At 63.6% G+C, this 13022-nt stretch carries 13 protein-coding genes; 7 read left to right on the forward strand and 6 right to left on the reverse strand.

Annotated elements, in window-relative coordinates:
• Positions 1 to 17: 17 nt before the first annotated feature.
• The gene (locus tag QA643_RS03185; RefSeq protein WP_283031762.1) at positions 18 to 1181 is read left to right on the forward strand and encodes an enolase C-terminal domain-like protein; all 1164 of its coding nucleotides are present in this window, start codon (positions 18 to 20) and stop codon (positions 1179 to 1181) included.
• Between the two features lie 47 nt (positions 1182 to 1228).
• On the opposite strand, the gene QA643_RS03190 is transcribed toward QA643_RS03185, so the two are convergent.
• A complete protein-coding gene (locus QA643_RS03190) occupies positions 1229 to 2665 on the reverse strand; it encodes a glutamine synthetase family protein (RefSeq protein ID WP_283031763.1) in 1437 nt (478 codons plus the stop codon).
• A gap of 113 nt (positions 2666 to 2778) precedes the next feature.
• A complete protein-coding gene (locus QA643_RS03195) occupies positions 2779 to 4137 on the reverse strand; it encodes an aromatic ring-hydroxylating dioxygenase subunit alpha (RefSeq protein ID WP_283031764.1) in 1359 nt (452 codons plus the stop codon).
• A 94-nt stretch (positions 4138 to 4231) separates the two neighbouring features.
• On the opposite strand from QA643_RS03195, the gene QA643_RS03200 reads away from it, so the two are divergent.
• Positions 4232 to 5023, forward strand: coding sequence for an IclR family transcriptional regulator C-terminal domain-containing protein (locus QA643_RS03200; protein ID WP_283031765.1), 792 nt, complete (start codon positions 4232 to 4234; stop codon positions 5021 to 5023).
• A gap of 3 nt (positions 5024 to 5026) precedes the next feature.
• Positions 5027 to 5512, forward strand: coding sequence for an N-acetyltransferase (locus tag QA643_RS03205; RefSeq protein ID WP_283031766.1), 486 nt, complete (start codon positions 5027 to 5029; stop codon positions 5510 to 5512).
• 144 nt (positions 5513 to 5656) lie between these two features.
• On the opposite strand, the gene QA643_RS03210 is transcribed toward QA643_RS03205, so the two are convergent.
• From QA643_RS03210 to QA643_RS03225, 4 genes are all read right to left on the reverse strand, one after another.
• Positions 5657 to 6190, reverse strand: a complete 534-nt coding sequence (locus QA643_RS03210; protein ID WP_283031767.1) for a hypothetical protein — start codon at positions 6188 to 6190, stop codon at positions 5657 to 5659.
• Between the two features lie 69 nt (positions 6191 to 6259).
• The gene (locus QA643_RS03215) at positions 6260 to 6487 is read right to left on the reverse strand and encodes a hypothetical protein (protein WP_283031768.1); all 228 of its coding nucleotides are present in this window, start codon (positions 6485 to 6487) and stop codon (positions 6260 to 6262) included.
• Positions 6488 to 6512: 25 nt separating this feature from the next.
• A complete protein-coding gene (locus tag QA643_RS03220) occupies positions 6513 to 6872 on the reverse strand; it encodes a PilZ domain-containing protein (RefSeq protein WP_283031769.1) in 360 nt (119 codons plus the stop codon).
• Between the two features lie 169 nt (positions 6873 to 7041).
• On the reverse strand, positions 7042 to 7947 hold the full coding sequence (locus QA643_RS03225; RefSeq protein WP_283031770.1) for a helix-turn-helix transcriptional regulator: 906 nt from the start codon (positions 7945 to 7947) through the stop codon (positions 7042 to 7044).
• 151 nt (positions 7948 to 8098) lie between these two features.
• Between QA643_RS03225 and QA643_RS03230 the strand changes: the two genes are divergently transcribed.
• The 4 genes from QA643_RS03230 to boxC all read left to right on the forward strand — a co-directional run bounded on the left by QA643_RS03230 (position 8099) and on the right by boxC (position 12975).
• Positions 8099 to 9637 carry a benzoate-CoA ligase family protein gene (locus QA643_RS03230; RefSeq protein WP_283034697.1) on the forward strand — a complete coding sequence of 513 codons (1539 nt, stop codon included), beginning with the start codon at positions 8099 to 8101 and terminating at the stop codon, positions 9635 to 9637.
• A 172-nt stretch (positions 9638 to 9809) separates the two neighbouring features.
• Positions 9810 to 10628, forward strand: a complete 819-nt coding sequence (locus QA643_RS03235) for an alpha/beta hydrolase (RefSeq protein WP_283031771.1) — start codon at positions 9810 to 9812, stop codon at positions 10626 to 10628.
• A 33-nt stretch (positions 10629 to 10661) separates the two neighbouring features.
• Positions 10662 to 11180, forward strand: coding sequence for a DUF309 domain-containing protein (locus tag QA643_RS03240; protein ID WP_283031772.1), 519 nt, complete (start codon positions 10662 to 10664; stop codon positions 11178 to 11180).
• A gap of 106 nt (positions 11181 to 11286) precedes the next feature.
• The gene (gene boxC / locus QA643_RS03245) at positions 11287 to 12975 is read left to right on the forward strand and encodes a 2,3-epoxybenzoyl-CoA dihydrolase (RefSeq protein WP_283031773.1); all 1689 of its coding nucleotides are present in this window, start codon (positions 11287 to 11289) and stop codon (positions 12973 to 12975) included.
• Positions 12976 to 13022: the final 47 nt, after the last annotated feature.

Raw genomic sequence — 13022 nt, forward strand, 5'->3', positions numbered from 1 at the left:
TTGAAAAACCAGTTGGAATGGCGCCCAGGATTTATTTTTCGGCCCAGCGCGCCGGCTTCCATCGAGCTTCGAAAGGTATCGTCATGCCCGAACCATTGACGCTCAGGGAAATCAAGGCTCGTCCTGTGATCCTCAAGCTCAAGCGGCCGGTAGTCGTGCGTATCGCCACGATATCGGAGTGGCCGCTCATTCTCATCGATCTCATCACCGAGGAGGGCATCGTAGGGCGAAGCTATCTCGAGCCCTACATCGTGAAATCGATGCGATATCTGGTTCCCGCGATCCATGATCTCGGCGAATTGCTCAGAGGCCGGAACGTGGCGCCTGTCGAACTCTTCGAGGCGGCGCGCAAATCTCTGCATTTCGTCGGCTATGAGGGATTGTCCATGATTGCCGCCTCCGGCCTTGACATGGCCGCGTGGGACGCGCTGGCGAAGGCTGCAAATAAGCCGCTCTGCGTGCTGTTGGGTGGTACGGTCGGCGCCGTGAAATCGTACAACAGCAACGGCCTTTGGCTGAAAGAGCCGGCCGCGGTCGCGGCGGAAGCGATGGAATTGCGCGAGGAAGGAGGATTCTCCGCTCTGAAACTGCGGCTAGGCAGAAGCGATCCGCGCGATGATTTGGCTACTCTCGACGCCGTTCGCAGAGCTGTCGGTGACAGCGTGCACTTGATGATTGACTACAACCAGGGACTAAATCTCGCAGAAGCCATCGAGCGATGTCACATGATCGATGACCATGGGCTCGACTGGATTGAAGAACCCGTCGTCTATGACAATCTCGACGGCTACGCTCAACTCGCGGCGGAACTGAAGACCCCGATCCAGATCGGAGAGAATTTCTATGGGCCCAGGGAAATGCATAAGGCGATTGGGAAAAAAGCCTGCGACCTGGTGATGCCGGATTTCATGCGCATCGGGGGTGTGACCGGTTGGATGCGCGCGGCAGCGATTGCCGGCGCGGCGGGCATACCGATATCAACACATCTTTATCCGGAAGTTGCCGCTCACGTCATGCGCGCAACAGAGACGGCGCATTGGCTGGAGTGGCAGGATTGGGCCGATCCGATTCTCGAACGGCCCTATGAAGTGAAGCATGGGCTATTGCATATTCCTGACGCGCCCGGTCTTGGCCTGGAATGGAACGAAGGCGCAGTCGCGGCTCATCTCGCAAGCCTCTAAGCCGCGGCAGAACAGGCTTGTCCGACTTATCGGCGACTGGCTTGTCTTCAAAACATCTCAAAATACTCGCGGTGTTCCCAGTCCGATACCTCGGCCTGGAAACGCTCGATCTCCGCGTTCTTGATGTGGACGTAGTAGTCCACGAACTCCGCCCCCAGCGCGCCGCGGAAGAACGGATCGTCCTGTAGCGCGAACACCGCCTCGCGAAGACTCTTCGGCAACAGCGCGGCCTTGATCTCATACGGCGTGTCGGCTGACGGGGGCGGATCGAGCTTGCGGTCGACGCCGTCGAGCCCGGAGAGAATCTGCGAGGCCATGTAGAGATAGGGGTTCGCGGCGGGTTCGCCGATGCGGTTTTCCAGCCGCGTGGCGGCATCGTTCGGCCCGCCGAGCACGCGGATCATGACGCCGCGGTTGTCGCGGCCCCAGATCGCGCGATCGGGCGCCAGCGAATAGGAGCGGTAGCGCTTGTAGCCGTTGATGGTCGGCGTCGTGAACACGGTGGAGGCGCGGGCGTGCTCCAGCAGTCCTGCGAGATAGGCGCGTCCAAACGGGCTCAGCGCCTCGCCGGCGTCCTTCGCCATGAACGCATTCTCGCCGTTCTCACGCGACACCAGCGATTGATGCAGGTGCCAGCCGGAGGCGAATACGTTGGGCAATTTCGGCCGGCACATGAAGGTCGCGTGATAACCATGGCGGCGCGCGATCTGCTTCACGGCCGAGCGGAACAGCATCATGTTGTCGGCAGGCACCAGCCCCTTGGTCGGCTGGAAGGTGAATTCGCACTGGCTCGGGCCGAACTCGACCTCGACCGAGCGCAGGGGCAGGCCGAGCGCCAGCACGTCGCGGCGGATGATTTCCAGCGCCGGCTCCATCTGGTCGTAGCGCTGCTCGGTCAGATATTGATAGCCATGCGAGAGCAGGCTGACCGATGGCGGCCGCCCGGGCTGGCCGGCATCGTCGGGCGTCATGTGCGCATCGTCGAGCTTGAAGAGGTGGAATTCGACCTCGAGGCCAGCGACGAAATCGAAGCCGCGCTGCCCGAGCTGGTCGATCACCCTGCGATAGAGGTGGCGTGTGGCGAACGGCACCGGGCGGCCGTCGTTGAAATAGAGGTCGCAGAGCAGCCAGCCCGTGGTCGGCGCCCAGGGCAGCACGCGGAACGTGGTGGGATCGGCCACCATCAGCACGTCGGCGGCGCCTTCCATCTCCTTCATGCCAAAACCGCCGCCTGATGTGAACACCGGGAACACCGTCTTGTGCGAGGTGTCCTTGGCCAGCATCGTGGTGGTGATGGAGCAGCCGCTTTCCAGCGATGCGATCGCCTCGCTCGCAATCAGCGTCTTGCCGCGCAGGATGCCATGCTGATCGGGGAACGATAGGCGGATGACTTCGAGATTCTTCTCTTCGACGATCTTGCGCAGGCGGGTGGCCACCTCGCGTTGTTCGTCAGACCAAAGGCCGTGACGTTCGACAAAACTCAAGGCGTTGCTCCCCATCTTCCGTCATTCCGGGGCGATGCGCAGCATCGAACCCGGAATCTCGAGATTCCGGGTTCGGCTCTGCGAGCCGCCCCGGAATGACGGTGCCACAAACATCACTCCGCCGCCGTCAGATGCGTAACCTTCCCAGCGATCTCGCGCGGCACCGGCGCGGCCCAGGGCGCGCCGCGGCGGCGCTTGACGTCGACTTCCATCCAGTAGAGCTCCCAGCCCAGCGTCGGCCCGATGCCGTCCATTGTCGCCGGCCCCTGAATGCTGCGGGCCGTCGCGTCATCAAGAAACAGCATCGGCTTCTCGCCACCCACGACTTTCTCGATCTCCTGCCGCAGCAGGCGGCGGTACTGCACGATCGCCTTGTCGGAAGTGCCGAGATGCTCGTTGGTGCGGTCCTGGATCGGCCCCATCGATTCCACCGCCCACTGGTCATGGACGTTGATGTCGCTGCCCATGCCGGTATAGGTCGCGGTCGCCTGCTCGTGCGGATCAAAGCCGTAATCGTTGCTCTTGTTCTTGCGCGATTTGTAATCCGGCAGTTCATACAGCTCGAGCCGCTGGTCGCGCATCTTCTTCTTGTCGACCGGCGCCGTATAGGAGGTGAAGATCGCGTACCAGTAGCAGTTCTCGTCATCGATGGGCACGTGCCACTGCGTGATCGTCATCTCCTGGCTCATCGGAATGACGAAGCCGTGCGGGAAAAGCTGGTTGGTGACGCGCACATGCGTCCGCTCTTCGTCAAGCTCGCGCAGCGCGATCAGCCGCAGGCCATATTCGGTGTGCTCGACATTGATGATCGGGTTGTCGTATTCGCGCAAAATCTTCGTCATCGGCATGTCGCTGCTGGCGGATGCGCCGCGGAACTGCTTGCCATAGGCCGTGGACGTGTCCTCGTCTTCGAAGAAGCGATGCAGGAACGAGGCGTGTGCCGGATCGATACCGACTTCGAGCGCCTGCAGCCAGTTGCAATTGATGTGGCCCTTGAACGCAAAGGTGTGGCTGTCGGGCGCGACGAAACAATCGATCTCCGGAAAGGCCGGCGGCTCGCCTTCGCCGAGATACGCCCAGAGAATGCCGCTCTTCTCGACCACGGGATAGGAACGCTGCCTGATGCCCTGACACAGCTTCGAGCCCTTCGGCTCGGCCGGCGTTTCCAGGCATTGGCCGGAGACATCGAACAGCCAGCCATGGAAGGCACAGCGCAGGCCGCCATTCTCGAGTCGGCCGAAGGCGAGGTCGGCGCCGCGATGCGCGCAGTGGCGGTCGATCAGGCCGTAGCGTCCCTGTTCGTCGCGAAACAGCACGAGGTTTTCGCCGAGCAGTTTGATGGGACGAACCGGCCGCGGTCCCTCGAGCTCGTCGACCAGCGCCGCCGGCTGCCAGTACATCCGCATCAGCCTGCCGCAGGGGTCCTTGCGGCCGGTGCGGGTAATCAGGTCGTTCGCTTCCTGGCTCATCATGGCGAGGTCCTCCGGGTAGATTTGTTCGCCTATTGAACTTTTGTGCGATTCTAGCGTAGGCTGGAGATGAGGCAAGCGGATTTTGGAGGCAGCGATGCCCAAGCTTAAGCGCGCGGCGGACGCAGACAACCGCGGCGCGACCGATTTCATCGAAAGCCTCGACCGCGGCCTGCGGGTGCTGGAGGTGTTCGGCAGCAGCCAGCAGCCGATGACGCTGAGCGATCTCGCCAAGGCCGCCCTCCTACCGCGCGCCACCGCCCGGCGGATTCTCTTCACGCTGGAGCGCGCCGGCTTCGTCACCACCGACGGCAAGCTGTTTCGCCTGATGCCGCGCGTGCTGGTCTTGGCATCGAGCTATCTCGCATCCAACCACGTCGTCTCGGTGCTACAGCCGGCGCTCGATCGATTGTCGAGCGAGGCGCAGGAAATCTCCTCGATGGCGATCCTCGACGGCAACGACGTGGTCTTCATCGCGCGCGCCAGCCCGACGCGTATCTTTTCGGCAGGGATCGATATCGGCTATCGGCTGCCGGCGTTCTGCACCTCGGTCGGCCGTGTCCTGCTGTCGCGGCTATCAGATGACGAACTCGCTGCTGCGCTTGGCCGGATGGAGCTTACTGCGCTGACGCCGTTCACAGTCACCGACAAGAAGAAGTTGCTCAAAACCATCATCGCCGATCGCGCGCAAGGCTATTCGCTGGTCGACCGCGAAGCCGAGCCGGGGTTTCGCTCGGTCTCGGTGCCGGTGCGCCGCTATGACGGCGCCATCGTTGCCGCCATCAACATGGGCGCGCATGTCGACCGCGTTTCCGCGGAGGAGATGATCGAGCGTTTCCTGCCGCGGCTGCAGGAGGTTGCCGCCTCGGTGAAATCGCTGCTGGTGTAAGACATGATAGTCAGGTTCGAAATGCCCGACGATATTGCGGCCATCCGCATCGTCCAGGAAGTCGCGTTCGGCCAGCCGGTCGAAGCGCAGCTGGTCGACGATCTCCGCGCGGCCGGCGACTGTGCGTTCTCGCTGGTCGCCGTGGATGACGGCATCGTCGTCGGCCATATCATGTTCTCACGGATGAAAGCACCGTTTCCCGCGCTGGCGCTCGCACCGGTCGCGGTGCTGCCGGAGTACCGCCGGACAGGTTTTGCCAGCCGCTTGATCCAGCAAGGGATCGCGCGCAGCGAGGCTGCCGGCTGGCGGGGAATTTTCGTTCTGGGCGATGGCGCCTTCTATCGCCGTTTCGGATTCGATGCCACCAAGGCGGCGGGTTTTACGTCACCCTATGCCGGACCGCATCTGATGGTGCTGCCGCTTGGAGGAGGCGAGCTCCCGACCACCGGCATCATCCAGCACGCCTCCGCCTTCGCGAAGCTCGGATAGCGTCCACCGTCATTGCGAGGAGCGAAGCGACGAAGCAATCCATCTCTCCGCTTGTGGCGCGATGGATTGCTTCGCTACGCTCGCAATGACGGGGTTGGCGGCTCAAGATGACGGCGACAGGTGATGTGCTGCCCGACCTGCGCTTCAGGCGTCGAGCCTGAAATGGCGAACGATCCGCTGCGCGGTCACCGCGGCCGGATCGTTGCTCGTATCCAGCCTGAGGCAATCGGCGCGCGGCACCGCGGTGAGATCATAGCGGTCGAGATCGCGGATCAGATGCTCGCCGGAAGATATTTTGCGCCGCGCCACGCGGTCGGGATTGCCGATCCTGCGCAAAGCCTCCTCACGCGAGCAGTGCAGGAAGACCGGAAGCAGTTCGCCGTCATAGCGCTGCATGATCTGCTCGACACGGCCGAAATACACGCGATCTTCGGGCTCGGCATAGCAGAAGGTTGTGACCAACAGCGGCACGTCCCGTTCGGCGGCGGCTTCGAACGCGGCTTCGCGGACGTTCTGAACCAGCTCCCAGAAGCCGGGCGCGCCAAAGTCGAAGACCGTCAGCGCCAGGTCGATCGCGGCGTGATTGTCCATCAGCCGGGCCGGCACGATCCGGAGCAGCGCCTTTGCGACGGTCAGTTTGCCGGCGGCGGGCGCGCCATGGAGGAAAAGCAGCTTCATGCCATCAGTATCGCGATCGAAGAGTGAGTGCGAGGGCACTCGGGGGCGCATGATATCAGATCAACCGCGCTAGCGCGGCGATAGGCGCTTGAGCGCGGCTTCGAGCGTCTCGAACGTGGCGACGATCTGCGGCGTTACCCGGTAATGTAGCGTCACCGCGACGGTCACGCCGACGAGTGTGGCGATAATCAAATACTGCGTCAGCAGCGCCAGCAGGATCGTGCGCAGCGGACGCCGCCGCGCCTTCGGCGGCCTGAAGCCGGCGCGCGGGAAGTCCTCATTTTCAAGCGTGCTCATGCGGCTATTCCAGACGAGGCCGCATTCAATGCTCGTTCAATAGCTGATCGAGGCGCGATTTCAGCCGGCGGTTGGCGCGCTCGCTGGCGCGGAGCTTGCGCGCCCAGTCCAGCGTAACGACGCTGCCCGTCTCGTGCTCTTCGCAAAACACCAGGCCCGCCGCGTTGTGATCGCGCCAGACCAGGCGGGCGAGGCAGGTCAGGCCCTTGCGCGCGACCTCGAAGTCGACGCTGTCGGGCAGCATCGCCGAATTCTCGAATTCGATCTTGGCGCCGCGCGAGCTGAAATTGCGCACGACGCAGTCGACCGTCGAGTTGCGGCCGTTAAACGCAATCAGTCCGCCGTAATAGACCCGGTTTCTGTGTTGCAGGCGGCGTTCCAGCATCATCCTCTCCATTCCAATTAACGGATTGGTAACACAATTGGAGGGTGTGTTGCTGCCCCCGTGCGCATGGAATTTGCCAGGTGGTTAATTTGCGCAAGGCACAACCGGCGCGAGCATGCGCCCGCATGGTGAACTCAGGCCAAGATGGATCGTTCAGAGGCCGGAACGGTCAGGACACCGCGCTGCGCAGGCCAAAAGCGTGCTTGTCGTGCAGCACCGGGGCCACGGCATCGCTTAAGCGCGCGGCCGCGGTGTCGACGGAAAGTCCCGCGGTATCGACCACGGCGGAGGCGCGGGCATAGAGCGGCTCGCGGCTGACCAGGATGTTGCGCAATTCGGCCATCGCGGAGCGATCATCGGCCATCGGCCGCAGGTCGCCCTGGCCGCGGACGCGGGCCATGTGCTCTTCCGGATCGGCCTTGATCCAGATCGTGTAGAACGACGACAGGATCAGATCGAAGGTCAATGGCTCGGAGACGATGCCTCCGCCGGTCGCCAGCACCATCAGCTCCTTGCGGGCCAATAGCTGCGACAGCGCCGCCTGCTCCATCCGGCGAAAGCCTTCCTGGCCGTACAGCGCGATGATCTCGGCAACCGAAAGGCCGTTCTGCGCCTCGACCTCCTTGTTGAGCTCGACGAACTTCCAGCCGATCTTTTTCGCCAGCATTCGCCCTAGCGTCGACTTGCCGGCGCCGCGCAGGCCGATCAGCGCGATGCCGGCGAACGAGATGCGGCGCTGCGCGGCCGCCGCGCCGCCGGCGAGCGCGTCCTTGGCCTGCGCGATCTGTGCCGGCGTTGCCTTGCGCAGGAGATCGCGAATGACGGCCCAGTCCGGCGTCGGCTCGGCGGAGGGAATCAGGTCTTCGAGATGCGCGCCCATCGCGTTCGACACGCGGCGCAGCAGCACGATCGAGACATTGCCCTTGCCGCTTTCGAGCTGCGCGATGTAGCGCTCGGAAATTCCGGAAACCTTGGCGAGCACTTTTCGCGACATGCCGCGCAGGGCGCGCATGGTGCGCACACGCTGGCCAAGCTGCTCGAGAAAGCCGGTTTCGGGGTCGCTGGCCTCGGTCATTGCCCTCGTTCGGCGCTGCCACGGGTAAGGAGGTATTTCGGAAACATAATGCCGATGAGGATTGACAGCAAGCGTGGCCGGTGGCTTTCTATGAATTATAATTCTTAAAAACTGTGGGAGAAGCGTCGTGAGCGGCACGTCCGGTTCATACATGTCCGGTTCGTACAATGCGGTGACCTGGCTGCTCGATCGCAACGTCGATGAGGGCCGTGGCACCAAGCTCGCCTTCACCGATACGGTCTCCGAACTCAGCTATGGCGAGCTGCAGCGGCAGACCTGCCGTGTCGCTAACATGCTGCGCCGCCTCGGCGTCCGCCGCGAGGAGCGCGTGGCGATGATCATGCTTGATACGGTCGACTTTCCCGCCGTGTTTCTCGGCGCGATCCGCGCCGGCATCGTGCCGGTGCCGCTGAACACGCTGCTGACCGCGGAGCAATATGCCTACGTGCTGGCCGACAGCCGCGCCCGCGTGCTGTTCGTTTCCGAAGCGCTCTATCCCGTCGTGAAGGATATCGTGGGCCGCATGGCGGACCTCGATTGCGTCGTCGTGTCGGGCAAGAATGCGTTCGGCCACAAACTGCTTTCCGAGGAGTTGGCAGGAGAGAGCGACTCCTTCGCCACGGTGCAAACCCATCCCGACGAGCCGGCGTTCTGGCTGTACTCCTCGGGCTCCACCGGCATGCCGAAGGGCGTGCGCCATCTGCACGCCAACCTTCAGGCCACCGCCGACACCTATGCCAAGCAGGTGCTCGGCATCAACGAGAACGACGTCTGTCTCTCGGCGGCAAAGCTGTTCTTCGCTTACGGCCTCGGCAACGCGCTGACCTTTCCGATGTCGGTCGGCGCCTCGACAGTGCTCAACGCCGACCGGCCGACGCCGGCGCTGATGTTCGCGCTCCTGAACAAATACAACCCGACGATCTTCTACGGCGCGCCGACGCTGTTTGCGGCGATGCTCAACGAGGAGACGACGAAGAACGAGCGGGCAGGGACGCGGCTGCGCATCTGCACCTCCGCCGGCGAGGCGTTGCCGGAATCCGTCGGTCTGGCCTGGAAGGCGCGCTTTGGCGTCGACATCCTCGACGGCATCGGCTCGACCGAGCTATTGCATATCTTCGTGTCGAACGCGCCCGGCGACATCAAATACGGGACATCAGGCCGGCCGGTCCCCGGCTATCAGGTCCGGCTGGTCAGCGAGACCGGCGATGACGTCGCGGACGGCGAAATCGGCGAGCTTCTCGTCGAGGCGCCGTCGGCCGGCGAAGGCTACTGGAATCAGCGCAGCAAGAGCCGGCACACCTTTCAGGGCAACTGGACCCGCACCGGCGACAAATATGTTCGCGACGCGGATGGCCGCTACACCTTCTGCGGCCGCGCCGACGACATGTTCAAGGTATCCGGCATCTGGGTTTCGCCCTTCGAGGTCGAGAGCGCGCTGATCACGCACCCGGCCGTCCTGGAGGCCGCCGTCGTGCCCCATGCCGATCCGGAAGGCCTGTTGAAACCGAAGGCGTTTGTCGTGCTGCGCGAAGGCGGCCGCTCGGACGGCCTCTATGAATCGCTGAAAGAGCACGTCAAGCAGAAGATCGGCCCGTGGAAATATCCGCGCTGGGTTGAAGTCGTCGATAGTCTGCCGAAGACAGCGACGGGGAAGATTCAAAGGTTCAAGCTGCGGGATGGGGCGCAGTAACCTCCGCGTGTCGTCCCGGTGAACGCCGGGACCCATACGCCGCGGCCTCTGTTGTTCAGGAAGGTGTCGGCCATCCTGCCTATGCGAGGAGCCGCGGAGTATGGGTCCCGGCTCAAGACCGAGACGACGAGCTTGCGAGTACGACGTCACGATCACTTTCGGAAAGCTTACAATGACAACCCTAACCCCCCAAGGCTTCCTCACCGTCGGCGCCGCGCATCTCGAATACCGCATGATCGGCCCGTCGCCCGAGCACGCGCCGACCATTGTGATGCTGCATGAGGGGCTGGGATCAACGAAGCTGTGGGGCGATTTTCCCGATCAGCTTCAGGCCGCGACCGGGGCCGGCGTGTTCGTCTATTCGCGCGCCGGCTATGGCGCATCGACGCCGGTCAAACTGCCGCGTCCGCTCGACTACATGCATGTCGAGGCGCTCGATGTGCTGCCGAAACTACTCGAGAAGATCGGCTTTCGCCACGGCATGCTGCTCGGCCATTCCGACGGCGCCTCGATCGCGGCGATCTATGCCGGCTCGCATCAGGATCACCGCGTGCAGGGCCTCGCGCTGATCGCCCCGCACTTCATCGTCGAGAATATTTCCATCGCCTCGATCGCGCAGATCCGGACCGCCTACGAGACCACCAACCTGAAGGGCAAGCTGTCGCGCTGGCACCGGGACGTCGACAACGCCTTCTATGGTTGGAACGGCGCCTGGCTCGATCCGGACTTCCGCAAGTGGGACATTTCCGAACACCTCGCCTATATCCGCGTTCCCGTTGCGATCCTGCAGGGCACGAACGACCAGTATGGCACGATGCGGCAGATCGAGATTGCCAGGGAAGAGTGCTACTGTCCGGTCGATGTGACTGTGATTCCACAGGCGGGACATCAGCCGCATCGCGATGCGCCGGAGGCGACGCTCGATGCGATCAAGGAATTCGCAAACGCGGTGTTGCAGGTGGGGAGCGGCTCGCACAGAGGCGCCGCCTAGCGCGTTCGTGCCGGCGCGCGCCGGGAGGTCCCGATGATCGCGCCATCCGGCAGCGCGGGCCATTTGCCGCTGCCGCGATGGGCCTATGTGCCCGGTATCTCCGAGAAAGATAGTGCCGATTACGAGACGCTGGCGCAGGTCACGGCGTTGGTGCCGGCGCGTTTCCATGGCTACGTGCCGGCGCGCCATCCGGCGCTGCGCTATGGCATCGCGCTCAACGACCACGGCTATTTTTGGGAAGCGCAGGAGATCCTGGAGGCGGTGTGGGCGGCAGCGCCGCAGGGCGGTCGCGAACGGACCTTGCTGCGCGCCTGCATCCTGATCGCGACCGCAAATCTGCGGCTGCGCATGCGGAAAGCCCACGTCACCGCGCGCCTGCTCGGCGAGGCGCTAACCGAGCTGGATGCCCTGGGGCTGCGCAGCGCCGGCGGCGACGGTTTCGCCGACAGCTTTCCGGTGGCGGCGCTGACAGAGCTCGTCAGAGCGAGGCTGGCCCGGCCGCAGCTCGACATGGCCGATTGGGTGGCGTTTTCGGCTGCTGTCAGAACATGAAGCAAAATGCATGTTCCGGCGTTTTTGGCTGGACGAAGTCTAAAACATGCACTATTGTGCATCTAACGATCAGAACGTTACCAGAGAAAACGACAGAGGGTGGCTCATGGCCGGCGAAGATCGCGTCCTCGCAGGCGGCGCGAAATACATCGATTTTCAAACCGACCCGTCGCGCTATCGGCACTGGAAGCTGGCCGTCGATGGCGAAGTCGCGACGCTCACCATGGACGTCGATGAGAATGCCGGCCTGTTCGAGGGCTACCAGCTCAAGCTGAATTCCTACGATCTCGGCGTCGACATCGAGCTGGCCGACGTGGTGCAGCGGCTGCGCTTCGAGCATCCGGAGGTGAAGGTCGTGGTGATGCGTTCCGGCAAGAACCGGGTGTTCTGCGCCGGCGCCAATATCCGCATGCTGGCGGGCGCGACGCACGCCCACAAGGTCAATTTCTGCAAATTCACCAACGAGACCCGCAACGGCCTGGAAGATTCATCGGAAAATTCCGGTCAGCGTTTCATCACCGTGGTCAACGGCACCGCGGCCGGCGGCGGCTATGAGCTGGCGCTGGCGACCGACCACATCATCCTCGCCGATGATGGCGCCGCCGCCGTGGCGCTGCCGGAGGTGCCGCTGCTCGCGGTGCTGCCGGGCACCGGCGGCCTGACCCGCGTCGTCGACAAGCGCAAGGTGCGCCGCGACCATGCCGATTTCTTCTGCACCATCGAGGAAGGCATCAAGGGCAAGCGCGCCGTCGCCTGGCGGCTGGTCGACGAGATCGCGCCGAACAGCAAGCTGGACGCCAAGGTCGCCGAGCGCGCCAAGGCTTTCGCGGCCGCTTCGAAACGCAACGGCAGCGGCAACGGCATCATGCTCACGCCGCTCGACCGCACCATCGACGAGGCCGGCATCCGCTATGGTTTTGTCAGCGTCGACATCGACCGCGCGGCGCGCATCGCCACCATTTCGATCAAGGCGCCGGAGCAGGGGCCACCGGCCGATATCGACGGCCTGATCGCGCAAGGCGCGGCGTTCTGGCCGCTGCAGGTCGCGCGCGAGCTGGATGATGCGATCCTTCACTTGCGCATCAACGAGCTCGGGATCGCGATGCTGGTGTTCAAGTCGCACGGCGATCCCGCCAATGTCGTCGCCTGCGATGCCTTCCTCGAGGCCAACAAGGCGCACTGGCTGGTCAACGAGATCAGGCATTACTGGAAGCGCGTCTTGAAGCGCATCGATGTCACCTCGCGCACGCTGGTGACGCTGGTCGAGCCCGGCTCCTGCTTCGCCGGCACGCTCGCCGAACTCGTGTTCGCCGCCGACCGCTCCTACATGCTGATCGGATCGCGCCAGGGCGACAACCGGCCGCCGCCGGCGATACAGTTGACCGCGATGAATTTCGGTCCCTATCCGATGAGCCACGGGTTGACGCGGCTGCAGTCGCGCTTCCAAGCCGATCCATCCGACCTGGAGCGTGCCGAAGCCACCATCGGCACCACGCTCGACGCGGAAGCGGCCGAAGAACTCGGCCTTGTCACCTTCGCGCTCGACGACATCGATTGGGACGACGAAGTGCGGGTGTTCCTGGAGGAGCGCACGTCGTTCTCGCCCGACGGCCTCACCGGCATGGAAGCGAATTTGCGCTTCGTCGGGCCCGAGACCATGGAATCGAAAATCTTCTCCCGCCTCACGGCGTGGCAGAACTGGATCTTCCAGCGCCCCAACGCGGTCGGCGAAGACGGCGCGCTGCGCCGCTACGGCACCGGCCAGAAGGCGCAATTCGACATGACGAGAGTTTAAGTCCGTGTCCCGGGCGCTGCGCGGCACGCAAGTGACGCGCTGCAGAA

This window comes from Bradyrhizobium sp. CB3481, assembly GCF_029714305.1.
Taxonomy (GTDB): domain Bacteria; phylum Pseudomonadota; class Alphaproteobacteria; order Rhizobiales; family Xanthobacteraceae; genus Bradyrhizobium.